This is a genomic window from Hoyosella rhizosphaerae (genome assembly GCF_014643175.1).
GTDB lineage: Bacteria > Actinomycetota > Actinomycetes > Mycobacteriales > Mycobacteriaceae > Lolliginicoccus > Lolliginicoccus rhizosphaerae.
In genome coordinates this window covers 49907-74020 of record NZ_BMJH01000004.1, presented here as the reverse complement: position 1 = coordinate 74020, position 24114 = coordinate 49907, and the positions used below count along the sequence as shown (strand labels likewise).

Sequence of the window (24114 nt, the reverse complement as noted above, 5' to 3'; positions counted from 1 at the left end):
CATGATTCTTGACATTGCTCTCATCGCGATTGCGCTGACCCTCATCCCCGCAACATATGCAATTTTTCGTGGACCACGAGATGCTGACCGCGCAGTCGCCGCCGACCTAGTGTTCTTTGCATTCATCGGTGTCGTCGCATTATTTGGTCTCCGTATGGCCACCGAAATTGTGCTCGACATCGTTCTAGTTGCCACGGTAGTTGGGTTTCTCGCAACACTGTCGGTGGCCCGGCTCGCGACAAGGGGGCAACGCTAGTGGACATTGTTGAAATCGTCGGGACAGCGCTGATCGTCCTCGGAACCCTCGCTTTTGTCGCCGCCGCTATCGGGGTTTTGAAACTTCCCGACCTGTACTCCCGCATCAGCGCCATTACCACCGCCTCTGGGTTAGGTCTGGCTTTGATCATTCTTGGTGTGGTGCTGCACGAACCCAGCGCAATGAACGCAGTCAAGGCGACACTCGCGATCGTCATTAACCTGGCAACAGCGGCCGTCGGAGGGCACGCACTCGGTAGGGCCGGGTACCTCACCGGAGCTCCGCTGACCAAACTCACGCAATACGACGAATTGCAAGAGACCATTGCACGACACCAAGAAGCAGAAGATTAATCTGCTGGCATTGTTGGGTCGGTACGCCAAGTGAGAAGAATCGCACGCACAATTCGGACAGTCGACCCACATAAACAGTCGTGCGCCTATTAGCCTCAATGCATGGCCAAGGGTAAAACGACCAATGCCGGATCAGGTGTGGTTGCGCGCGCACCGATCACCGCGCGAGGAAAACTCGCTTTGCGTGCGGCTCGTTCAGCATCGTGGGCGTCAAAGAAAGCTGGCCGCGGCGCGGGCAACATGATCGGAGGGTTAATCGCCCTCAAGATCGACAAGACGATCATGACGCAGCTAGCCGCCTACCGTGACACTGTTCTAATCACGGGCACCAACGGCAAATCCACCACCACACGCATGACGGCCGCGGCGCTATCTACGCTCGGAAGCGTCGCCACCAATACTGACGGCGCAAACATGGACGCCGGTATTGTCGCCGCCTATAACCAAAGCCTTGATGCCCCGGTCGCGGCTATCGAAGTCGACGAACTGCATCTCCCCCACGTCGCGGATTTTGTTCACCCGACGGCGATTGTCTTGTTGAACCTCACTCGAGATCAACTCGACCGGGTGGGTGAGATCAACATGATCGAGCGGCGTCTCCGCGCGGGAATCGAACGTCACCCGGAGGCGACAATTATCGCCAACTGCGACGACGTGCTTGTCACCTCAGCTGCGTATGACTGCAAAAATGTTGTGTGGGTCGCTGCAGGCAACGCCTGGGTTGGCGATTCGGTCAGTTGCCCCCGCTCTGGTGAGCCGATCGTGCGGGACGGCTCGCACTGGTACAGCACCAGCGGTGACTTTAAGCGCCCAGAACCCCACTGGTGGGTTGATGACGACAACCTCTACGGCCCCGATGGGGTCGTCGTCCCGATGACATTGGCGTTGCCAGGACGCGCAAACCGCGGCAACGCAGCTCAAGCGGTGGCGGCGGCGGTCACTATGGGAACCAAACTCGAAGACGCGGTTGCGGCAGTGTCGGCGGTTCGGGAAGTAGCCGGACGCTACAGCACCATTCAGGTCGGTTCCCACAACGTCCGAATGTTGTTGGCCAAGAACCCCGCCGGCTGGCAGGAAGCGCTGTCGATGGTCGACCGAAGCGTTGACGGTCTAGTGATCGCGGTGAACGGGCAGGTTCCCGACGGCGAGGACTTGTCGTGGCTTTGGGACGTGAAGTTTGAAAGTTTCGAAGGCATCCAGGTGGTCGCGGCAGGTGAACGCGGCACCGACCTCGGTGTACGACTAACGTATGCGAGCGTCGACCATACGTTGATCAAGAATCCGTTGGATGCGATCAAGTCATGCCCTCCCGGACGTGTTGAGGTGCTCGCCAATTACACAGCGTTCCTCGGTTTGAACCGTGCTATTGATCGGGAGGTGTCTCGTGGCTGATTCAACAGTGCGGATTGGGTTGGTTTTGCCCGACGTCATGGGAACCTATGGCGACGGCGGCAACGCATTAATCTTGCGGCAACGCCTACGTATGCGAGGCTTCGACTCTGAGATTGTCGAAATCACCTTGAATGACGAGGTGCCCGAGTCGTTGGATATGTACACACTCGGAGGCGCTGAAGATTACGCACAACGCCTCGCGACACGACACCTGACAAAATATCCAGGGCTCCAGCGGGCCGCAGAACGCGGCGCACCCGTCCTAGCGATCTGCGCCGCGATCCAGGTGCTCGGCCACTGGTACGAAACATCGTCAGGGGAACGCGTCGACGGCATTGGAATGCTCGACGTCACCACGACACCGCAGGAGAACCGGGCCATCGGTGAGGTGATTACCACTCCCGTCATTGCTGGCCTTACAGCGCAACTCACGGGGTTTGAAAACCACCGCGGTGGCACAACGCTTGGGGCGGAAGCAGCCCCGCTCGCCCGGGTGAAGTTCGGTGTCGGCAATGGGGTGGGTGACGGCTTCGAGGGCGCAACCCAAGGCTCCGTCATTGGCACGTATATGCACGGCCCCGCATTGGCACGCAACCCTGAACTCGCCGATCTGATGATTAGCCGAGCACTGGGTGTCGAAAAACTAGAGCCGCTGGAACTCCCGGATGTGGAACAGTTGCGGCGCGAACGACTAGCTGTTGGCCGATAGTCCGTTGGGCATAGCGTTTAGGAGTTGACATGCCCTTTGTGCAGCAAACTGGGGCGAGCATCTATTACACCGACACGGGCGATAAAAGCCTTCCGGTGATTGTGTTTGCGCACGGGTTCTTTATGGACGGAACCATGTTTGACCGCCAAGTGGAACGGTTCTCCGACCGCTACCGGATCGTATGTATTGACGCTCGGTGCCACGGTAATACCGAGACGGATGACGATACCCCGTTCAGCTATTGGGATTCCGCCGACGATGTGCTCGCCGTGATGGACGCTGCGGGGGTTGAAAGCGCCATTCTTGGTGGAATGTCGCAAGGCGGTTTCACGATGCTACGCGTGGGATTAACAGCGCCTGAGCGGGTTCGTGGTCTGATCCTTATCAGCACCGAGGCTGGTCCCTCTCCCGAAGAGGAGCAGCCTGTCTACCTCGAGACTTTCACCGTTTGGGACACGCTAGGACCTGTTGACGAGCTTGTGAACGGACTTGCTGGGCAAATCATCGGTGATCCAGAACTGGAAAAGGTGTGGATTGCGAAGTGGAAGTCTCGCGCTGGAAAACGGATCATGACAGCGGGTCATTGTCTGCTTTCGCGAGATGACATCACCGACCGAATCCCCGAAATTTCTGCGCCTTCAATCGTCATTAGGGGCGGTTCCGACGTAGCAATTCCGTTCGAACGAGCGCGCTCACTGATTGAGAAACTGCCGAATATCCGTGCTGTGGTGGAGGTCGAGGGCGCAGCTCACGCGGTGAATTTGACGCATCCGGCGGTCGTCAATGATGCAATTGAGCACTTCCTGGTAGACATCAACTAATTTCCTGGGCTGCGGCCGCCTGTGTGCAGATCACACCGTTGGCGGGTGCCGTCGATGGGAAACCATCCGTGTTCGAAGGACTGCCAGACCATCAGAGGCTCGCGGGTCTGTTCTCCGTCCCGCGTCACAGCGGCTTCGAGTCTGGCGGCATCGTCGCCCCATTCCACCCATACTGCGACGGTGAGATGGTGCGCGAATCGTCGGCGCGCACTGGACACACCTTCCAGAATGAGCACATCCGGCTGCGGGAAGGAGCGTTGTTTGCCAGGGCTTGGAGTGCCATCTGCCCACGTTATTGCCCGGTAGTGTGCGCGGCGGCCGTGACTGATCGGGTCTAGGACTGCGGATCGCAGTTCGGGCCACCAGGCCACCGGGTTGTCCCAGGTCGCGAAGTCGTCGCACGCAACAGTTTCAACCCTCGAGTAGTGGACAAGTAGTTCCGACTGTAGGGCGGCGGCGAACATGGTCTTCCCCGCGCCAGACGGTCCATCGATGGCGACGACGCGGACGGGGCCCAACGTTGGGCTACGCCGCTGTACTAGAGCGGCCGCGGTCAACACATCCGCTGGCGCGCAATTGTTGCTTACGGTCATAGGGAACGGCGGCCGGTGAGTGCCCTGCCTAATGTAAGTTCATCAGCGAATTCGAGGTCTCCACCCATCGGGAGGCCCGATGCAAGTCGCGTAACTGAGAGGCCGGGAAATCCTCGCAACATCCGGTAGAGGTAGGCGGCAGTAGCTTCGCCCACCATATTCGGGTCCGTCGCGATGATCACTTCGACGATATCAACGACGTTGCTATTGCCGTTCGGGTCTTCGGTGTCAAGGTTCTGACCTCCGATGCGTGCGAGCAGTTCTCGAATACGGAGCTTGTCTGGTCCCATCCCAGCGATCGGGTCAAGTGCGCCACCGAGAACATGGTAAACACCTTTGAATTCGCGGGTTCGCTCGATCGCTTGTACGTCTTTCGGTTCTTCGACAACACACAGCAAGGAACGGTCGCGGCGTGGATCGGAGCAAATTCGACATAGTCGCTGCTCAGAAACCGTTCCGCACACGACACAAAACTGCACGCCGTCGCGGATCTTTTGCAACGCACCCTGCAGGCGAGAAAGGTCTTCCCGGTCTGCGGTCAAAAGGTGGAACGCGATGCGCTGCGCACCCTTTGGGCCAACTCCGGGAAGCTTGCTGAGTTCGTCGATGAGGTCCTGGACGGGCCCTTCGTACACTGGCCCCTGACCTTAGAAGGGAAGACCGGGGATGCCGGATCCGCCACCCATGCCCTGCGCGAATGGCCCAAGGGTTTCCGCTGCGAGGTTTTGAGACTGGCTGGTTGCGTCTTTGATTGCACCCATGACGAGGTCCTGCAGAGTCTCAACATCGTCGGGGTCTACGACCTTAGGATCGATGACCAAGTCAACAATGTCACCAGTGCCGGTGATTTTCGCAGTGACAAGCCCACCTCCGGCTTGGCCTTCAACCACAGCCTCGGCGATCTTCTGCTGGGCTTCCATCAATTGTTGTTGCATTTGTTGCGCCTGCTGGATGATGGCTTGCATGTCGGGTTGGCCGCCGGGCTGCATGGGTTTCCTTTCGATTGGTGGACGTACGCCGTGCACACAGCATCACCTGCATGTGTGTACGGTCAATCCCGTCTCAGAGTAGTCGCCAAGACGGGGACAAGCACAGAACGCTCCGTAGCTGCGCAGCTCTACTTTTCGACGTGCGCCTTGATGTTGTTCAGCAGCTCACCTTGGATTTTCTTCAAACCCAGTGGGGCGAAGGTCTTCTCAAAGAAGCCACCGACACCGCCAGCGCCGTTCCACTCCGTCGTCGTCGTGACAACACTTCCAGCCTCGCTCGGCAACACTTCCCATGTAGTTACCATCGACGAATTCGCATCGCGCTCAATCAACGTCAACCCCTCCACAGTGACCGTCGCCGAGACATTGCGTGAGCGCTTCTTCGTCGCCTGCAGCGTCCATTCCGCCACAGTTCCTTCTCCAGACCCGCCTTTGACGACGCGGTAGTCCCGGAAATGGTCAGACAAAATAGATGGCCGTACCGTCTCATAATCCGCAAGCGCGGCGAATACCGCGTCAGCTGGTGCGTCGACAGAAACTGAACTTGTTGCGCTGACTTTCGCGGCCTCAGCCACAGTGGCTCCCTTCGAGAACAAACGATGCGGTTGCCACCATACTGCCTTGCCCTGACAGAAAGTTCATCCTTATGCAACGTCTAGGCCTACCCCTCGCTGACGTATGAGGATTACAGTCGAGAGTGTGGGGCAGTTTCCGATCAATCTTCGTTCGACGAACGCCAACCAGCGCGAGGTTGGCTTCGCCGCACATAACGAGGCCGTAAAAAAACTGGTGGACAGCTACCACGCAATCCCATCGGATCAACGAGTCCGCCTGGCGAAGAAGACCTCTAACCTGTTCCGCCACAGGGTGACACCAGAATCGGTCGGATTAGATGTTTCCGGCCTCGGGTCCGTCATCGCCATCGACCCCGAGGCCCTCACCGCAGATGTGAGCGGGATGTGCACATACGAAGACCTCGTGGATTGCACCCTGAAATACCAGCTGATGCCCTACGTTGTTCCGCAGCTCAAGACGATCACATTGGGCGGCGCCGTCACGGGGCTCGGAATCGAGTCATCATCGTTCCGCAACGGACTTCCGCATGAATCCGTCCTAGAAATGGACATCTTGACCGGTTCCGGCGACATTGTCACGGCATCACCCGATGGGCCCCATGCAGACCTGTTTTATGGCTTCCCCAATTCATACGGGACGCTCGGGTACGCCACCCGACTCAAAATACGGCTCGAACCCACACAACCGTACGTAGAACTTCGGCACTACCGATTCCACACCCTCGACGAGCTGCAACAAGCCTTACTTATCGCAAGCCGCGACGGTTCTTACGGCGGCGAGGACGTTCACTTCGCTGATGGTGTGATGTTCTCCGCGACCGAAAGCTACCTCACCGTCGGCCGCAAAACGATGGAACCTGGCCTCGTCAGCTGCTACACAGGTCAGCGAATCTACTACCGGTCAATTCAACATGAACGCTCGGAAACACCGCGCGTGGATCGTCTCACCATTCATGACTACCTATGGCGCTGGGACACCGACTGGTTTTGGTGCTCACGCGCATTCGGGGCGCAGAATCCATTGGTACGTCGACTGTGGCCGTCAGCTCTGCGACGCAGCAGTATCTACTGGAAAATCCTCGCCTTCGACCGGCGCACCAACTTCGGTGATTGGTTGGAACGGCGCCGCGGCAACCTTCCCCGCGAACGCGTCGTGCAAGACATCGAAGTGCCCATCGAGAACACAGCCGAGTTTCTACGTTGGTTTCAATCGCGCGTTCCCATCGAACCTGTGTGGTTGTGTCCTGTCACGTTGCTCAATACGAGGAACGAACAGCCGTGGCCCCTCTACCCCATGAAAGCACGGCGGATCTACGTAAATGTCGGGTTCTGGTCGGCCGTTCCAACTGAGCCTGGACACGAAACGGGCCACACCAATCGGCTCATCGAACAAGAGGTGCACCGTCTTGACGGGCACAAATCTCTGTACTCCGATTCGTACTACACACGTACCGAATTTGATGCCCTTTATGGCGACGACACCTACCGCGACCTGAAACAAAAATATGATTCCAACGGTCGCCTACTAGATCTCTATGCAAAGGCGGTGCAAAGAAAGTGAGCCTTTCAGTACCCAGTGTCCCCACGATGACCATCGCTGAGATTGTCACCACGGTGCTTGGGGAGGACATTCCGTTGCGCTTCACTGCCTACGATGGCAGTTCCTGCGGGCCTCCAGATGCCCAATACGGGATGCACTTAGAAACCCCGCGAGGCTTGAACTATCTCGCTTCAGCCCCAGGCGATCTCGGGCTTGCGCGTGCCTACGCGGCAGGCGATCTTACGGTCAGCGGTGTCCACCCCGGCGACCCGTACCAAATCACGAAACTTCTCGCCTCCGACATGCAGGTGAATCTGCCCTCTCCAGCCAAAATAGCGTCGATTGTGCGCTCGTTAGGTCTGCGCAATTTCCGCCCCATCCCTCCCCCTCCACAGGAGAACACGCCGCGTTGGCGTCGCGTGGCGACTGGGCTTCTGCACTCCAAAACGCGCGATGCCGCAGCAATCCACCACCACTATGACGTCTCCAACGAGTTTTACGCTCACATCCTTGGGCCGTCGATGACGTACACATGCGCGACATACGCCACCCCAGACACGACACTCGACGACGCGCAAGAAGCCAAGTACAAGCTTGTGTTCGACAAACTCGGGCTATCCGCAGGTGACCGGCTCCTCGATGTCGGGTGTGGGTGGGGCGGGATGGTGCGTTATGCGGCACGTCAGGGTGTCCATGTCATTGGGGCAACGCTGTCGCGCAACCAGGCTGAATGGGCACAGCGCGCGATTCAAGCTGAAGGCCTCACCGAACACGCTGAAGTTCGCTTTTGTGACTACCGCGACGTCACTGAAACTGACTTCGATGCAGTGTCCTCCATTGGTCTCACCGAACATATTGGCGTGAAGAACTACCATAAATACTTCGCATTTCTTCACTCGCGCCTGAGGGCGGGCGGGCGTCTACTCAACCACTGCATCACACGACCCAACAACCTGGTGAGCCATCAGCCGGGGCAGTTCATTGACCGCTACGTCTTTCCCGACGGCGAGCTAGCATCACCAGGCAGACTCGTTGACGAAATCCACGATGCCGGATTTGAAGTTCGTCACGAAGAAAATCTGCGCGAACACTATGCGCTCACATTGCGCGACTGGAATGCCAACCTCGCCCGAAACTGGGATGCATGCGTAGCCGAGGCCGATGAGGGCACCGCCCGCGTATGGGGACTGTATATTGCCGGTTCTCGAGTGTCATTCGAAAGGAACAAAATTCAGTTGCACCACATCCTCGCAGTGAAACCAACCCTCTCTGGGGAATCCCATATTCCGCTGCGGCCGTGGTGGAGCCGCTGAATGAAAACCCTGGTGAGCCTCATTGGCGCAATGTCGCTCATGGCACTATCGGGGTGCGGCACCGCGCCCACCCACGACCTTCACATCGACACCGTTGAAGTCGAGTACCCTCACGCATCGCTTATCGTGCGCAACACCGACTCAGGTGGTGTGGAAGTGTATGTCCGTACTGATTCTGAAACCTTCTCATTGGGAGTCGGCAACGAATTGGCTGACCAGCAGCAAGTCGATACCAACGGGCTCGGTTCAGGCCAACCACCACACACTCTACCGGCCAATATTGCCGACGCGCTTCCCATTCTGGATGCACCGGAACGCTATTTGTACACCACCACAACTATGGGTAATGGCGGCATGCTGCACCTCGCGTTAGGGACTTCAGACCCACCTATCGTTGTCGCCGCACTCGACATCCCCACACCGGAACTAGCCGAACCACATATCTATATCCACGGGGACGCAACGGTTCTGCGCCCACCAGGCCCGACGCCAACACCAGCGCTCATAGTCCTCGCCGGGGATAGCGTTGCCCGCGACGCAGTTGTGCAATGGTCCACAGAACAACCATGGTGAACCGCGTTAGTCGATCCGTTTTGCACCCAACTCGGTGGCTAATAGTTCGATAGCCATCTCTTCGGGGTCACGCCTCTGCGCTGCACTGTTTCCTGCGTTACCGAGTGATTCTTCTCTACGCGCCTCCGCGATAAGTTCGTCCTCGTTGTCGGCGTTTACAACTGGAGTCGCGTTGGGGTGTCCCTGCGGTTCCACGCCGCTAAACTCCGCGGGATCGTCGGGGTATCCCGGATCATCAGGTGGCGGAACATCATCATGCGGAGGGGTATTTGTAGGTTGGGGTCTGTTCACCCGTTGCGGCGACGAGTCTTGTTGAGGATCGCGGGCAGATGACTTCCGGACAAATGTTGGCCGGGATGGTGTTGATTTCGACGGCGGCACACCGCGGCTAGGTGTGTTCTGGTTGGGTGTGTTCTGGTTGGGTGTGTTTTGTTGCGCTCGGGGCTGAGCTGGCGGGGTCGCTGCGGCAGCGTTCTGTTCATGGCCCGACCACGCAATGGTGCACTCCACCCCCAGTGCGGCGGTGAACGACTCTGTCACGATCGTTGCGTTTCGGCCCTCGCGCAGACGGCCAGCCAATGCCGCGGTGTCGTGGTCCAGAACAATATTGGTGCCCTGAACGCGCACAATCTTGGCGCCAGAAAGCATTACTTCCACGATCTTGCTTCGTTGCCGAGCCTGTGCACATATCTGCGACCACGCGGCCTCCACCGCACGCACGTCCAACCCTGAGGCTGTGGAACTCGTATCGTCGGCAGGCTCCGGCGCGGACGGTGTGGCATCAACTGCGGAATCCCGAACTGCTGGTTCAGCGGGAAGATTGTCCACTGGTGGCTGATCTACGGCAGTCGGCACGCTCGGCTTCGGTGCCAATTCCGGTTCTTTTGCTATTTCTGGCGCGGGAGCTGGAGTATCAGGTGTTGGAGGCTTAACCGGTGTTTCGGGGCCCGAACTCCGATGGGACGGCCTAGCAAACACTGGTTTCGCAAGATCAGACGGGGGCTGCACCTGGGATGGAGGCTGAGCCTGAGGTTCTCCCGCTCCCTGCGGTGCACGCGTGGGTATACCGCGCTCAAGACGTTCAAGACGCTGCAAGACGGCACTTTCAGCCTGAGAAACAGACGGAAGCAACATTCGTGCGCAAAGAACTTCTAGCAGCAACCGTGGCGCTGTCGCTCCTCGCATCTCGGCGAGACCGTCGTGCAATAGTTCGGCGTATCGGGCCAATGTTGCTGGGCCGAATCGTTCAACGTCTCGCAGCATCCGGGCAATAGCTTCTGCTGGCTCATCAACCAGGCCATTCGTGGTCGCATCGGGAACTGCCTGCACCAGGATGAGGTCACGGATGCGCTGCAACAGGTCGGCTGTAAACCGACGCGGATCAAAACCTGCATCCATTACACGATTGACAGTGCCGAACAACGCCGCAGCGTCGTCGTCGGCCAGTGCGTCAACTGCACCATCGATGAGAGCAACATCGGTGACACCCAGCAATGCCAATGCACGCTCGTAGGTGACACCGTCCTCACCCGCGCCCGCGAGGAGTTGATCCATCACGGACAACGTGTCTCGTGGTGACCCACCACCTGAACGGATGACCAACGGGAACACCGCGTCATCAACGTGCACATTTTCCTGCGCACAAATCCGTTCAACAAGGCCCCGCATCACCGGCGGTGGCAACAGCCTGAACGGATAGTGGTGTGTTCGCGATTTGATTGTCGGCAGTACCTTCTCGGGTTCTGTCGTCGCAAAAATGAAAATCAGATGCTCCGGTGGCTCCTCCACAATCTTGAGCAGAGCGTTAAAGCCAGCGTTTGTGACCATGTGTGCTTCGTCAACGATAAAAACCCTGTACCGCGACTCCGCAGGAGAATAAAACGCCCGATCACGTAACTCGCGAGTGTCATCGACACCGCCGTGACTCGCAGCATCAAGCTCAATAACGTCGAGGTTGCCGGGGCCACCTGGACCTAACGCAATGCACGACGGGCACACTCCGCAAGGGGCGGACGTTGGACCCTCAACACAGTTAAGCGATCGGGCCAAAATACGCGCCGAGGAAGTTTTGCCACAGCCACGCGGTCCCGAAAACAAGTAGGCATGATTTACTCGCCCAGCGTTGAGAGCAACACTGAGCGGCTCTGTCACGTGCTCCTGACCAACAACTTCTGCAAATGATGCCGGTCTGTACTTGCGGTAAAGCGCCACGCGGTCAGCCTACCGCCTCAATCCGACATCGCTTAGCGCCTCGACCTTGACTACATTTGAGATAAGCCCCGCCAGGACCTCAACCGTTTGCCCCTCAGCCGTCTTGGCGCAGGCCACTATGGAGGTGCTAAGCAAGATGCCAGTCCCCGCCAAACTCATCGACCTGCTCGATACGGATCAAGTTCCCGACCCAGAGTCAGTCAGTATCGATACTGGCTATGTGGATCTTCTCCCACAGTCAGAACTTCGGGATGCCACTGCCCGCCACCAGTCTCTTTCGCAAAGAACGATGGAATTCCCCCTCCTGGCCCCCATATACGAGCACCTGTGGCGACCCGCTGGCGTCTTGGCATTCATGGGGTTTAACGTGAAACATTTTCGCACTGAGCGCGACAAGACGGTTCGCGCGCTGGGGTTGCAACCAGGATCAACCGTGATCGATGTGGCATGCGGTCCAGGCAACTTCACGTCGCGCTTCGCCGAAGCTGTGTCGCCCGACGGCGTCGCTGTCGGCGTTGACGTCTCAGTACCGATGCTCCGGCGGGCTGTCCGTACCAACCGTCACCCAAATGCGGTCTACGTTCGGGCCGACGGTACGCAACTTCCGTTCGGAGACGGGGTGTTTGATGCCGCTTCGTGCTACGCCGCCCTGTATCTCATTCCGGAACCGTTCCGAGTGGTAGACGAACTTATCCGACTTGTCCGACCAGGTGGACGTATCTCCATAATGACAAGCCGAGCATCGCGTTACCCCGTCATTAAGGCTGGGCAAAAGCGGATACTCGGCGCCACGGGTCTACGCATGTTTGAACTAACGGACTTCACGGATTACTTCCAAGCGCAAGGGCTAACCGATATCTCGCGCGAAGTATATGGCGTGGTGCAGTACGTCCACGCCACCAAACCCTCGAACTAATGGACCCTCGAACTAGTGGATGTCCGCGTAGAACTCGGCTGCCGCTAGCAAAACGCACGTCGCAACACCGTCCATTGCTACCTCAATGTCGTCCTTAGTAGGAAGACTTGGTGCGAGCCGGATGTTGCGATCCTTGCGATCCCGACCGTACGGAAATGACGCACCCGCCGCAGTGAGGGCGATACCTGCGTCTTTAGCGAGCTGAACCACTCTCTTTGCTGTGCCGTCAACCACGTCAAGGCTGATGAAGTATCCGCCCTCGGGGCGAGTCCAGGTGGCTACCTTCGCATCGCTGAGGCGATTGTCCAAAATGTTGAGAACAGCCTCAAACTTCGGAGCAAGAATTTTCCGATGTTTGGCCATGTGTGCTCGAACTCCATCGGCGTCACCGAAGAAGCGGAGGTGGCGCAGTTGGTTGATCTTGTCGGGCCCAATGGAAGAAAAACTGAGGTTCTTCTTGTACCAGGCGATGTTCTCCGCAGATGCGCCGAAGAAACCAACTCCCGAGCCGGCAAAGGTGATCTTCGAGGTTGAGGCAAAAATAAATGGACGGTTTTCGTGGCCTGCCGCTTCGGCGAAAGCAAGGATGTCGTAAACCGGGGCGTCAGTTTCGGTCAGCGGGTGGACCGCATATGCGTTGTCCCAGTAAATACGGAAATCTTGCGCACCGGTAGGCATAGTCGCCAGCGCCCGCACAGTTTCCTCAGAAAACGTCACGCCGGTCGGGTTCGAGTGAATCGGAACGGCCCACAAGCCCTTGACAAGCGGGTCGTTAACCAATTCCCGCACAATCGCCATGTCAGGACCGTCTGGCCGCATGGGTACAGGAATCATTTCAATGCCCAGATGTTCGCAAATCGCGAAATGCCGGTCGTAGCCGGGCGCTGGACATAGGAACTTCACCACCGGTTCAGCGGACCACGGTCGCACCGAGTCAACATTGCCGTGCAACATCTGGAAGACGATGGTGTCGTGCATCATCTCAAGACTGGAATTGTTTCCCGCGACGAGCTTCTCGACCGGGACATTTAGCAACTCACCAAAGATGGCGCGCAACTCAGGTAGCCCGTCGATGCCGCCGTAGTTTCGGCAGTCGAGCCCATTGCCGTCTCGAAAATCCTCACCAGGCAACGTCAGCAAGTCAGCTGCAAGATCCAACTGAGCTGGTGAGGGCTTACCCCGAGTCAGGTCCAATTTGAGGTTCTTGGCCTGCAAATCGGCATACTCCTTGCGGAGCTTTTCAACCTCAGTGCGTAGTGCGTTTTGGTCTAGGGTCTCAAACGACACCATATAAAGCGCCCCGCCTCTCACGAAAAGATGGGGGACCCCGCGCACCCGTCAGAGCCCATTGACCCTTGCTGCCTTCCGGCCCTGGGGGGGTTCACAGGATGCACGCCACGCGGGATCCAAGGAATAGTGTAACCACATCAGTGCCACTTTCGCAGAACCCACCCCTCCCCCGCGGCGAAATCACCCACATCGAATACTTTTCAGAAGCAGAGAAAGTGCAGTTCGCGAGAGTATTTGACCATTTGGGGCGCAACCAACAATCAACTGAGTTTGCGTTATGCCCCCTCTAAACCGGTATCATTCTTGACGGAGGATTCGCCTAGTGGCCTATGGCGCTCGCCTGGAACGCGGGTTGGGTTAACGCCCTCAGGGGTTCAAATCCCCTATCCTCCGCCATATGATCTCTCAGGAGATCCCGAACAGCCGGACCCTCACTTTTGTTGGGGGTCCGGCTGTTTGCGTTCGAGCGCCGATTTTTCGCAGAGTCGATCCGGTTGCCAGACCGCCTCGCAGTTGAATACTGTTGTCATTCTCATTATCAATTTAGGCGACACCCCTTACCTGCCCTAGGACGACAGTAAAAATGCCAACCTTCATACGCTCAGCCGGGTCTGCTTCGACTGCCATCCTTTTAGCCGCGATCGGCATCGGCCTGATTATCGGAGCCTTTACGCCGGGATTCGGCAGCGTCATCGAAGGCCGCTTGGACATCACGATTTTCCTTCTCATCGTCCTACTGTTCCTTCCCATCAATGTCGAGTCCGCACTATCGGCTGTGCGCAATATCCGTTTCACCGCCATCGCCTGGGTAGCGAACTTCCTAGTCGTAGCTCCGCTTGGCGTAGCGATCGCATGGCTCACCCTCAACGGGCATCCCCTCGCAATGGCGGGACTGATGATCTATTTCATTGCCCCGTGCACAGACTGGTTTCTGGCATTTACTCGTCTCGCTGGTGGCGATGCAGCACTCGCTGCAACTCTGATTCCAATCAATATCGTCACTCAGATCGCCCTGTTCCCAGTGGTGGCGTACTTTTCGACAAGCAATACCACCGCGTTTGACGGAAGTAGCCTCGTCGAGATGTTGCTGTGGTGGTTCGCGGTGCCCATCCTCGTGGCCACTGCCATCCGAAGAGGCGTTCGCCTAACGCTAGGGGCCGCACAGACTGCGCGCGTGGTGTCCGTCGCCGAGTCGGTTGTTCCATTCGTTCTAGGCGTCATGATCGTGCAGATTTTTGCCGGCAACCTGGATTCGGTAGTCGCTGAACGCGCGTTACTTCCGCTAGCCGCCGTGGCGATCGTGGCGTTCTTTGCGCTGTCCTTTGGACTCTCACAACTGGCATGGAAGGCCTTCTCGCTCAACCACGCCGAACGGGCCGCGTTGACGATGACGACGAGTGCGCGCAACGCACCGTTAATGCTGGCACTGACAGTGGCGGCCATCCCTGACCAGCCCTTGGTCTATAGCATCATCATTCTGGGCATGCTCTTGGAGTTTCCGCACCTCACAGCTGTGTCGCACTACCTTCGCAAGTGCGCACCAGGCGATGTAGAGAGCGCTGCGGAAACCCCCGCGGAGACGGTGGCTAGCGCAAGTCGACGATAATGATTATCGTTAAAATGTGTCTGAGTCGAACCCCACCCCGCTACCCACCGTCGATGCACTAGTGATCGGTGCCGGCCCAGCCGGTATCGGAGCGGCACTTGCGCTCCAATCCGTCGACAGCATCACCTACGGTGTCATCGATCGCGGAGGAATCGGCCAGACCTATATGGATTGGAACCCGTGGACACGGTTTCTCACCCCGTCGTTCACTGGAAACGCTTTTGGGGCAATTGACCTCAACGCGATCCACCCTGAAACCTCCCCCGCACTCCTGCTGCAAACCGACTATCCATCAGGCGAGGCGTACGCGCACTACCTGCGCAAAGTCACGGAACTATTCAAGCTCCCCGTAGTGGAGGACACCGCCGTAGAAGCAGTGTCACTCAACGACAACAACGAATTTGTCATCACCACCGCGCGAGGCGAACTCACGGCGAACAACGTGGTGTGGGCTGGCGGCGAATTTTCCTCACCCAATACCCCAGAAATCCCCGGCGCTGAGCACGGCATTCATAGTTCACAGGCCCAGGCGTGGGAACCTGCAGAACAGTCAGAAGTAACAGTCATCGGCGGCTACGAATCCGGGATCGACATGGCCTGCTCACTGACCTCACGCGGTCACACTGTGACGGTCCTCGACCCCAAATCACCATGGGAGGTCGTTGGATCTGATCCGTCACTAACGCTGTCCCCGCGCACTCGCCAAAGACTCCGCATAGCCCAGAAGACCGACAGGCTGACACTGGTCGGTGACGCTTCAGCAACCAGCATCACCGTTGACGGCGGCCAGTACGTCGTTACAGCATCCAACGGGAACACGTACCAAACCCAACATCCGCCAGTGTTCGCCACCGGGTACCACCCCCACCTCGGGCCGGTAGCGCACATGTTTGAAAGTCGCGACGATGGGTGGCCACTCCTCAACTCTGACGACGAATCGACAATCCAGCCAGGACTGTTCCTGAGCGGACCAGCAGTCCGTCACAAGAACCTTCACCTCTGTTTCATTTACAAGTTCCGTCAGCGCTTCGCTCATATCGCCCATGTGATTGGTACTCGGGGCGGTTACGACACCACCGCCCTCAAGGCGTGGAAATCCGCAGGCATGTGGGTTGAGGATGTTTCCTGCTGCGATAAGTCATGCGTGTGCTGAGAACTACTACCATCGTGTGAGTGACAGTAGGCATCGGCGCGGGCAGATACGCCCCAAGCCCCACGGGTGACCTACATCTAGGGAACCTGCGCACCGCTTTGCTTGCGTGGCTGTTTGCGCGCTCCACAGGTCGCCGGTTTATCCTCCGATTCGAGGACCTCGACGACCGTGTGCAACCGGATTCGGCGGACCGCCAGATTGCAGACCTGGCATCGCTCGGCCTCGATTGGGACGACGACGTCGTCTATCAATCAGACCGCCTCGACCTCTACAGCCGGGCGCTGCGGCAACTGTCTGACGCATCGTTGACATTCGAATGCTTCTGCACTCGGCGCGAAATTCATGCAGCAGCATCAGCGCCGCATTCGCCTCCAGGTTCCTACCCTGGGACGTGTCGAAACCTCACCGAGCAGCACCGATCCGCCAAGCGAGCATCGGGTAGACCACCAGCAATCCGATTGCGCACCAACACTGACCACCACCGGGTCACTGATGTTCTGCACGGAAAGTTCACCGGCCCGGTCGACGACATGGTGCTCCAGCGTGGCGATGGCACATTCGCATACAACTTTGTGTGCGTCATCGACGACGCAGAGATGCAGATCGACCAGGTTGTCCGGGGAGACGACTTACTGACGTCCGCACCGCGTCAGGCACACCTGGGACACCTCTTAGGCCATGAAGCCCCGACCTACGCTCACGTTCCGCTGGTTCTTGGTCCGTCTGGAAAACGACTCGCCAAGCGAGACGGCGCTGTCACCATGAGTGACATTCGATTGCCGCCACAACGCGTCATCGGGCTGCTGTCGCAGTCATTGAACCTCACAGCATTGGACAATGTCTGGCCGTCTGATCTGCTCGACCAATTTGATCCAGCCGCATTACCGAAAGGCCCTTGGACCTATTCACCTGAGGGTTAACGCGACCGTCGGACGCGACAAACACCATTCGGTAGGGTCACCCATGAATCAAATTGCAGAAGGGAATGATCGGTGACAATCTTCGAGGCCCTCATCCTTGGGATCGTGCAGGGCGTCTTCATGTTTGTCCCGGTCAGTTCGACGAGCCATCTCGCCCTGGTGCAGCACGTGATGATCGGCGGCGGGTCGTCGATGCCCGCGCCCGATTCGCCAGAGATGATCCTGTTCGACATCATCGTTCACGTTGGCACGCTCGTGTCGATTGTGATTGTGATGTGGACGCCACTCAGCGCCCTCGTGAGGGGCTTCGCCCGAGATCTTGGACGCTACGCTCGCGGCGGATCAGAACGCCCTACCGTCCGCGAATTGACGTTCGTGCGCCTATTCGCATTGGGTGCCATCACAGTTGGTGTCACCGGCGTTCTTGGACTTCTCATCCGGGCGTACGGCACAGACGTTTTCGCGACCCCTGCGCTCATCGCGATCGCCCTCATCATTACCGGTGGCATCCTATGGTGGACGGACAGCGTAGGCCCCCGGTGGCGCGGTGTTGGTCAACTCACCGTCTGGGTCGCCATCATGATCGGTATCGCTCAGGCCGCCGCCCTAGTACCCGGCTTCAGCCGCAGCGGCCTCACCATTGCGATGGCACTTCTTCTTGGTCTACATCGGCCGCTAGCTGCGCAGTTCAGCTTCTTCGTCGCGATTCCCACAATTCTGTCGGCGGCAGTAGTGCAAGGCTGGTCGGTCGTCGGCGCATCGGACCTTCAAATTGATATCGCAGCCTACGTCGTCGCATTTATTGCTGCGGCAGCTGTCGGCGCGGTCGCACTCGGCCTAGTACTCAAACTGCTGTATGCAGCAAAGTTTCGCTACTTCGCCGTATACGTGTGGATACTCGCCGCCGTCGTTCTACTCGTGCAACCGGCGATGCACGCATAGGCGCACCGCCGGTGACGATTCAATACTGGCGATCAGTATTGGGGGCGTTTCTGAAAATACGACGCAGCGTCCGCGCGGTACATAAACACGATTGCGGCGACAATGACACCGGCGCTCACGAGCTGGATCAAGCTCCCGACGCCTCCACCGGCAAGCGCCAGCAGACTTAAGAGAACATTGATACCGCCGACGATGGTCAGAGTAATTCGGGCCCAGTTCTTCCCGGACTTCATCTGGAATACCAAGAACAGAATCGCACCGAGAATGGCCAGGTAGAACCCTACTGACGCGATGTTGGAGATCGTGACGACTGTTTCGATCTGGTCGCGTGACATGTCCGGCATTTGTTCCTGCATGTCCGCGATCAGATCATCACGAATTGAATCGAACGTCAGGAACCCAACCACAGCGCTGATAACGCCGATGACCAACGATACGATCCAGAGTTGGAATGACCGGATCACTGACGGCGGGGTTGCTTGGGGTTCTGACTGTTCCGGAGTTGGGTAGCCCCCCATGGGCTGATAAGGCATTCCAGGAGGCTGGTTGTCTGGGTTTTCCGACGGATTCGGAAACTGTGGATTCGACATAGCCCGAGTTTACGAGCAGGCGAGTAGTCCCGCAGTTCATAGCGGCGCCGATACGGCAGCAGCTGGTCGCGTACTGTGGTGTCGTCCATGTTCACCGCTGTGACGAAGGCCAGGATTGAGCGATGAGCAAGCCAAACAAGAACCCTCGACGTGACAAACGCGCAAACCGCCCCAGCGGTGACAGCAACCGTCACGCTTTCAACCCCGACGCCGCATACGGGTCTGGCGGCTCCTATTTGCCGTCCGGCCACAGTCCCGCTGACCTGCTCCCACGTGCGATCGCGCGGCTTATCGACGGATTGTTCGTCGGCATCCCTGCCCTGATTGTCTACCGCGTTTTAACCGACGGATTCGGGCTTTTTGGCGCATTCCTCGGCGCGATCCTATACGGCATCACGCTGGTGCTCTACGCGACAATCATGGAATCAGAAAGCGGCGAAACACTCGGCAAACGCATCATGAAACTGCAAGTATTCGGGCCGCAAGGTGGATTCCCATCTAGGAGCGAAGCGTTCCGCCGCAATTCGTTCTATGTCGCGCAAGCTTTCGTCATGATGCCGTTCTTACTGGTGAGCTTCATCGCCGCCGCGATAACGCTCTTCGCCATTGGCTCAATCGCCTACAGCATTCACCAAAGCCCCCGCCGTCAAGGACGTCACGATGAGATCGCCGACGGCACGCAAGTGGTTCGTGTCTGATTCTTATGGTTGGATACCCTGGTGTCTAACACCACTTCACTAGACGAAAAGCCACAGGGCGTCGCATTTGCCCAGGTCAACACCGGCCTATACGCCGTCATCGTTGCGGTATTTGCGTCATTGCTGTTTATGTCGAACATCGCCGCGACCAAGGGCGTCGAGTTCGGCCCCATTTTTGGTGACTTCTCCATCATTACCGATGGCGGTTTCTTCCTCTTCCCGCTGGCCTACATTCTCGGCGGAATCCTCGCCGAGGTGTACGGATTCAAGGCAGCAAGACGAGCCGTATATGTCGGCTTCGGTGTTGCAGTTTTTGCTGCGCTGAGCTTCTGGATCGTCGCCGCACTCCCGCCCGCGAGCTTCTACGAGAACCAGGAAGCGTTCTCCACTGTTGTCGGTGTGTACCCCCAGATTCTGCTAGCCAGCTTGGCTGCATTCCTGGTCGGCTTGATGCTCAACTCATTCATCATCGTTCGCATCAAGGAGCGCACTCTTGAGAAGCACCTGTGGGCGCGACTCATGGGCTCGACTGTGGTGGGACAGTTTGTTGACACATTCATCTTCTGCGCTATCGCGGCGACTGCTATCGGCATTGCCACCACGGGCGACTTCCTCAACTACCTGATTGTCGGGTTCCTGTACAAGACAGCTGCCGAAGCGCTGCTACTTCCTGTGACGTATCGGGTGGTGGCATTTGTTAAGCGCCACGAACCCACATACCAGCCGGTGTAAATTTACGATGTGACTGTTTCGCCACGAAAGACCACGCAACGGCGCCACTCGCGTACGTCTATCGGCTCCACGGGATCAGTGTTATCAATTGCCTCGACTGGGTCCGTTTTATCAATCGGCTCCACAGGTTCGGTGCTGTCGATCGGGTCGACTGGATCGGCGCTGTCCATCGGTTCGGCAGCGTCATTCGCATCCATCTTGTCCGTGGGATCGTTCTTCTCGGCGGGGTCATTCCTATCCGGGTTCGCGGTGTGGTCTGCCTTGCGGTGGCGATCACACCGCAAAATTACGCCGTAGCGGAACCGTAGTATTTGCCCAACACTTCGCTACGGAGGTCGTTGAAGTACCCGCCGTCGATGCTGGCTCGGATCTGATCCACTAGGCGGATGATGAACCGCTCGTTGTGAATCGTCGCCAAAGTAGACGCAAGGAATTCTTTCGCCTTGTACAGGTGATGAAGGTAAGCGCGGGTGTAGTGGCCGCAGGTGTAGCAATCACAGGTGTCGTCGATAGGGTTGAAATCGCGTTTGAACCGGGCCTTGTCCATGTTCACGCGACCGGTAGGCAAATAGATTGCGGCGTTGCGGGCTACGCGTGACGGCGACACACAGTCGAACGTGTCCGCACCGTGTTCGATCGCAGTGAAAAGGTCATTCGGTTCACTAATGCCGAGCATGTGCTTGGGCGTCTCGTAAGGCAGTTCCTCGTTAACCCACCGAACGATCGTTCCGAGGTTGTGCTTTTCTAACGCTCCCCCAATGCCATAGCCGTCAAACGCCCGCCCTTCGTAGGACTTCAGAGCAGCTAAACCTTTCGCTGCGTTCCGACGCAAGTCCTCATACTGTGCACCCTGCACAACACCGAAGAGTGCCTGATAAGGACGGTGCGTGCGTTCGATTGTCTGACGTTCATGCTCATCAAGACAGCGTTGAGCCCACAGTCGAGTGCGCTCTACCGATTCGATTTGGTAGTCACGGGTGTCCACAAGTGTGGTGAGTTCATCGAACGCGAACATGATGTCCGCGCCCAGGCGATGCTGAATGGCGATAGATACCTCTGGGGTGAACCGGTGCATCGACCCATTGATATGCGACTTGAAATTCACGCCGTCGTCGTCCACATGGGCGAGCCGGTCGCGGAAGTGGGCACGGATATCCTCGGGCTTAGTCTGCCCCAACTCCATTGCCAAAACCTTGCGGAACCCCGAACCCATCGACAGGACCTGGAATCCCCCACTGTCAGTGAAAGTCGGGCCAGGCCAGTTCATGAACTTGCCCAACCCGCCCGCTTCATCGACGATGTCCGACCCCGGCTGAAGGTACAGGTGATAAGCGTTAGCGAGGACAGCTTGGGCACCAAGACTTGCCACAGTCTCCGGCAACAGCGCCTTAACGGTGGCCTTGGTTCCGACAGGAATGAACGCTGGGGTATTGATTTCCCCATGTGGGGTGTTGATCGTGCCGGTGCGCCCCAATTTGCCGTCGAGTGAAGTGTTGACGGTGAAGTAGGGCTTGGTTGGTGACACGTGAACTGTTCCAATCGCTGTCGGGTCGCATTAGAGTGCCCCGCCGTGACCATAACGGCGGGGCACTCTAACGGCTCAGTCTAGTGCTGCGCGACGGTAACTTTCTCCGGCTCCCGCGGTTGTTCGAGTTGTTTGGCGAGCTTCTCACCTTCAACGTCGATGTTCGGCAGGATGCGGTCAAGCCACTTCGGCAACCACCAGGCTTTGTCGCCGAGGAGTGCCATCACCGACGGAATAAGCACCATGCGGACGATGAAGGCGTCAAACAGGATTGCTGCAGCGAGCGCAAAACCCATGACCTTGATGAACGCCATATCTTCAGCAATGAATGCTGCGAACACAGACATCATGATTACGGCCGCTGCCGTAACCACACGGGCACCGTGCGAGAACCCGCTAACAATCGCGTCAGTCGCAGATTCACCATGAACGTATGCTTCGCGCATCCGGCTAACGAGGAAGACTTGATAGTCCATCGCCAACCCAAACACAACGCCGATGAGGAAGATCGGTAGGAAGCTCACCAACGGCTGCGGGTTGGTGGCGATTCCGAGCCAGTTCAGCTGGAAGATCGCAACTGTGGCACCAAATGTTGCGGCCACGCTGAGCAAGAACCCAAGCGTTGCAGTCAGCGGTACCAGGATCGACCGGAACACAAGCATGAGCAGGATGAATGCGAGTCCAACCACGACGGCCAAGTACGGCACAAGTGCCTCAAGAAGGCGGTCGGAGACATCAATCTCGATTGCCGTCTGACCTGCCACACCGTAGTTGACGCCAAGTTCGCTATTCACACCAGGTTCGGCGTCACGAATGGCGTTAACGAGGTCTTTGGTCTCCTCAGAAATGGGACCTGACGCCGGGGTTACAAGGATCTGGGCAGTATCGCCGCTTTCGTTGATTCCCACGATCTGCACGTTGGAGACGTTGTCGAATTCGTAGAGTTTCGCCACAACATCGCCGTACACGGCCATCCGTTGATCGTCGGCAACATCTTGCGCATCCGTGACCACAAGCAACTGTGCGCTGCGTCCATCACCGAACGCATCTGCTGTTCGGTCGTAGGCCTCACGAGCGGAGCTTCCGGGAGGTTCGGTGGCAGGTGTTGGGAGTGCCAATTCGAGTTTGGCGGCGGGAATTGCGAGCACACCAAGCAGGACGATCGCACCGACCATGGTGACGACAGGAATGCGAGTGACTACGTTTGCCCACCTACGCCCATTGGTGAGGCGATCGGGGTGCTCGGGATCAACTTCCCGTAGGAATGGGAGCCGTCCGCGGAACGCCCACGACTTACTAATGCCGAGGACGGCGGGCAGCATCGTGATCGCGATGAGCACGGCGAGCGTCACGGTGAGCGCGGCAGCGCGGCCCATGTCGGTGAGGAATGGAATGTTGACCACACGCAGCGCAAGAAGCGCGATGATGACGGTGAGGCCGGCGAAGACAACTGCCGAACCTGCCGTACCAACGGCCCGACCGGCGGCTTCCTCCCGACTGGGCGCTGTGGAAAGTTCGGCCCGATACCTGGACAGGATGAACAGGGAGTAGTCAATCGCCACCGCGAGACCGATCATGATCGCGAGGGTGGACACGGTCGAACTGAGATCAAGGAAGCCCGTAGCTGCGGTAATCATCGACACACCAATGCCCACACCGACAATGGCGGAGAACAGTGGCATACCGGCGGCGATGAGTGAACCGAAGGTGATGACGAGGACCACTGCGGCAACCGCAAGGCCAACGAGTTCAGCTGCGCCACCCGGAGGATCCATATTCTGGACGGCCGTACCGGAAACGTAGACCTCTACGCCAGCGTCACGGGCTGCGTCCGCGCTAGCCTCGATCTCGGCGCGCAGTTCGTCCGTCACGATGGAGAAGTCACCATCGAACGGCACGTCAACGTAGCCGGCAGTGCGGTCTTCGCTGAGCGGACTCAGTGCAGCGGCGTCGCTTTCGGCTTGCTCTGCGGGGACGCCTTGGTCAAGAAGTTGTTGCAGCAACCCATCATTGCCGATAACTGGGTTGATGAGCGCACCTGGGTTGTCTGGTCCTGGCTCACCTTTGGCGAAATCCGAAACTTGCTCAAGCCCTCGCATGTCAGCGAGCGCCGCATCGACTGCCGCGAAGTTCTCGTCGTCATCCAATGTTGTTCCGTCTGGAGCGATGAAGAGGAACCGAGCCGACAGTGAATTGAACGGGTCACGGTCACTGGAGCCTGGAAACCGCTCGGCAAGGAGGTCTTGGGCTTCTTGCGCCTGCGTACCAGGTATCGAGAAGGTGTCTTTAGTGGGGCCGGACAATGTTGCTGCCGCGACACCAGAGAGCACCAAAAGTGCTAACCAGAACGAAAGGACTACGCCCTTACGTCGGTAGGCGAATTTGCCTAGCCGGTAAAGGTAGGTGGCCATGGTGGC

25 protein-coding genes, 1 tRNA gene and 1 other RNA gene are annotated in these 24114 nt (G+C 58.0%); 16 read left to right on the top strand and 11 right to left on the bottom strand.

Translation table 11 applies throughout. The features are described 5' to 3' along the window. Position 1 precedes the first annotated feature (1 nt). The 5 genes from IEW73_RS15255 to IEW73_RS15235 all read left to right on the top strand — a co-directional run bounded on the left by IEW73_RS15255 (position 2) and on the right by IEW73_RS15235 (position 3531). Positions 2-256: an MrpF/PhaF family protein gene (locus IEW73_RS15255; protein ID WP_229676055.1), complete on the top strand. Its 255-nt coding sequence runs from the start codon at positions 2-4 to the stop codon at positions 254-256. Then, complete coding sequence (locus tag IEW73_RS15250) at positions 256-609, top strand: cation:proton antiporter (protein WP_188677277.1); 354 nt, start codon at positions 256-258, stop codon at positions 607-609. The genes IEW73_RS15255 and IEW73_RS15250 overlap by 1 nt, the downstream gene beginning before the upstream one ends. 102 nt (positions 610-711) lie before the next feature. Continuing rightward, complete coding sequence (locus IEW73_RS15245; RefSeq protein ID WP_188677274.1) at positions 712-2001, top strand: Mur ligase family protein; 1290 nt, start codon at positions 712-714, stop codon at positions 1999-2001. After that, positions 1994-2710 carry a type 1 glutamine amidotransferase gene (locus IEW73_RS15240; RefSeq protein WP_188677271.1) on the top strand — a complete coding sequence of 239 codons (717 nt, stop codon included), beginning with the start codon at positions 1994-1996 and terminating at the stop codon, positions 2708-2710. The genes IEW73_RS15245 and IEW73_RS15240 overlap by 8 nt, the downstream gene beginning before the upstream one ends. 29 nt (positions 2711-2739) lie before the next feature. Continuing rightward, a complete protein-coding gene (locus IEW73_RS15235) occupies positions 2740-3531 on the top strand; it encodes an alpha/beta fold hydrolase (RefSeq protein ID WP_188677267.1) in 792 nt (263 codons plus the stop codon). On the opposite strand, the gene IEW73_RS15230 is transcribed toward IEW73_RS15235, so the two are convergent. The 4 genes from IEW73_RS15230 to IEW73_RS15215 form a co-directional block, all read right to left on the bottom strand. Continuing rightward, positions 3528-3995: a uridine kinase gene (locus IEW73_RS15230; RefSeq protein ID WP_229676054.1), complete on the bottom strand. Its 468-nt coding sequence runs from the start codon at positions 3993-3995 to the stop codon at positions 3528-3530. The genes IEW73_RS15235 and IEW73_RS15230 overlap by 4 nt on opposite strands. A gap of 125 nt (positions 3996-4120) precedes the next feature. After that, positions 4121-4759, bottom strand: a complete 639-nt coding sequence (gene recR, locus IEW73_RS15225) for a recombination mediator RecR (RefSeq protein ID WP_188677264.1) — start codon at positions 4757-4759, stop codon at positions 4121-4123. Positions 4760-4771: 12 nt separating this feature from the next. Continuing rightward, entirely contained in the window at positions 4772-5113 is a 342-nt protein-coding gene (locus IEW73_RS15220; RefSeq protein WP_188677261.1) for a YbaB/EbfC family nucleoid-associated protein, read from the bottom strand. A 128-nt stretch (positions 5114-5241) separates the two neighbouring features. Further along, a complete protein-coding gene (locus IEW73_RS15215) occupies positions 5242-5688 on the bottom strand; it encodes an SRPBCC family protein (RefSeq protein WP_188677258.1) in 447 nt (148 codons plus the stop codon). Positions 5689-5812: 124 nt separating this feature from the next. Between IEW73_RS15215 and IEW73_RS15210 the strand changes: the two genes are divergently transcribed. Genes IEW73_RS15210 through IEW73_RS15200 form a run of 3 tightly spaced genes read left to right on the top strand, consistent with a single transcriptional unit; the run spans position 5813 to position 9114 of the window. Next, on the top strand, positions 5813-7249 hold the full coding sequence (locus IEW73_RS15210; protein WP_372433565.1) for an FAD-binding oxidoreductase: 1437 nt from the start codon (positions 5813-5815) through the stop codon (positions 7247-7249). 26 nt (positions 7250-7275) lie between these two features. Further along, a complete protein-coding gene (locus IEW73_RS15205) occupies positions 7276-8541 on the top strand; it encodes a class I SAM-dependent methyltransferase (protein ID WP_188677251.1) in 1266 nt (421 codons plus the stop codon). Continuing rightward, positions 8542-9114, top strand: coding sequence for a hypothetical protein (locus tag IEW73_RS15200; RefSeq protein ID WP_188677248.1), 573 nt, complete (start codon positions 8542-8544; stop codon positions 9112-9114). A 6-nt stretch (positions 9115-9120) separates the two neighbouring features. Here the strand turns inward: IEW73_RS15200 and IEW73_RS15195 are convergent, their stop codons facing one another. Beyond that, on the bottom strand, positions 9121-11325 hold the full coding sequence (locus IEW73_RS15195; protein ID WP_188677245.1) for a DNA polymerase III subunit gamma and tau: 2205 nt from the start codon (positions 11323-11325) through the stop codon (positions 9121-9123). Between the two features lie 136 nt (positions 11326-11461). Between IEW73_RS15195 and IEW73_RS15190 the strand changes: the two genes are divergently transcribed. Beyond that, positions 11462-12241: a methyltransferase domain-containing protein gene (locus tag IEW73_RS15190; RefSeq protein WP_188677242.1), complete on the top strand. Its 780-nt coding sequence runs from the start codon at positions 11462-11464 to the stop codon at positions 12239-12241. A gap of 12 nt (positions 12242-12253) precedes the next feature. On the opposite strand, the gene IEW73_RS15185 is transcribed toward IEW73_RS15190, so the two are convergent. Together IEW73_RS15185 and ffs are read right to left on the bottom strand one after the other, a co-directional pair. Beyond that, positions 12254-13531, bottom strand: coding sequence for an aspartate aminotransferase type Ic (locus tag IEW73_RS15185; RefSeq protein ID WP_188677239.1), 1278 nt, complete (start codon positions 13529-13531; stop codon positions 12254-12256). Between the two features lie 26 nt (positions 13532-13557). Then, an RNA gene (ffs, locus tag IEW73_RS15180) (signal recognition particle sRNA small type) lies at positions 13558-13652 on the bottom strand. Between the two features lie 187 nt (positions 13653-13839). Between ffs and IEW73_RS15175 the strand changes: the two genes are divergently transcribed. The 5 genes from IEW73_RS15175 (at position 13840) to IEW73_RS15155 (ending at position 18152) form a co-directional block, all read left to right on the top strand. Then, positions 13840-13927 (top strand) — tRNA-Ser (locus IEW73_RS15175). Between the two features lie 187 nt (positions 13928-14114). After that, complete coding sequence (locus IEW73_RS15170; protein ID WP_188677236.1) at positions 14115-15137, top strand: arsenic resistance protein; 1023 nt, start codon at positions 14115-14117, stop codon at positions 15135-15137. A gap of 16 nt (positions 15138-15153) precedes the next feature. Next, positions 15154-16290, top strand: a complete 1137-nt coding sequence (locus IEW73_RS15165; protein WP_188677233.1) for an NAD(P)/FAD-dependent oxidoreductase — start codon at positions 15154-15156, stop codon at positions 16288-16290. 20 nt (positions 16291-16310) lie between these two features. After that, complete coding sequence (gene gluQRS, locus IEW73_RS15160) at positions 16311-17210, top strand: tRNA glutamyl-Q(34) synthetase GluQRS (protein WP_229676053.1); 900 nt, start codon at positions 16311-16313, stop codon at positions 17208-17210. Between the two features lie 72 nt (positions 17211-17282). Further along, positions 17283-18152: an undecaprenyl-diphosphate phosphatase gene (locus tag IEW73_RS15155; RefSeq protein ID WP_188677231.1), complete on the top strand. Its 870-nt coding sequence runs from the start codon at positions 17283-17285 to the stop codon at positions 18150-18152. A 32-nt stretch (positions 18153-18184) separates the two neighbouring features. On the opposite strand, the gene IEW73_RS15150 is transcribed toward IEW73_RS15155, so the two are convergent. After that, on the bottom strand, positions 18185-18742 hold the full coding sequence (locus IEW73_RS15150) for a hypothetical protein (protein WP_188677228.1): 558 nt from the start codon (positions 18740-18742) through the stop codon (positions 18185-18187). 122 nt (positions 18743-18864) lie between these two features. Between IEW73_RS15150 and IEW73_RS15145 the strand changes: the two genes are divergently transcribed. Both IEW73_RS15145 and IEW73_RS15140 read left to right on the top strand, forming a co-directional pair. After that, positions 18865-19440, top strand: a complete 576-nt coding sequence (locus tag IEW73_RS15145; RefSeq protein WP_188677225.1) for an RDD family protein — start codon at positions 18865-18867, stop codon at positions 19438-19440. An 18-nt stretch (positions 19441-19458) separates the two neighbouring features. Further along, complete coding sequence (locus tag IEW73_RS15140) at positions 19459-20172, top strand: queuosine precursor transporter (protein WP_372433577.1); 714 nt, start codon at positions 19459-19461, stop codon at positions 20170-20172. Positions 20173-20174: 2 nt separating this feature from the next. Here IEW73_RS15140 and IEW73_RS16670 read toward each other — a convergent pair whose 3' ends face one another. From IEW73_RS16670 to IEW73_RS15125, 3 genes are all read right to left on the bottom strand, one after another. Beyond that, the gene (locus IEW73_RS16670; RefSeq protein WP_188677219.1) at positions 20175-20456 is read right to left on the bottom strand and encodes a hypothetical protein; all 282 of its coding nucleotides are present in this window, start codon (positions 20454-20456) and stop codon (positions 20175-20177) included. Between the two features lie 2 nt (positions 20457-20458). After that, entirely contained in the window at positions 20459-21697 is a 1239-nt protein-coding gene (gene tgt, locus IEW73_RS15130; protein WP_229676052.1) for a tRNA guanosine(34) transglycosylase Tgt, read from the bottom strand. 80 nt (positions 21698-21777) lie between these two features. Next, the gene (locus tag IEW73_RS15125; protein WP_188677217.1) at positions 21778-24108 is read right to left on the bottom strand and encodes an MMPL family transporter; all 2331 of its coding nucleotides are present in this window, start codon (positions 24106-24108) and stop codon (positions 21778-21780) included. Positions 24109-24114 lie beyond the last annotated feature (6 nt).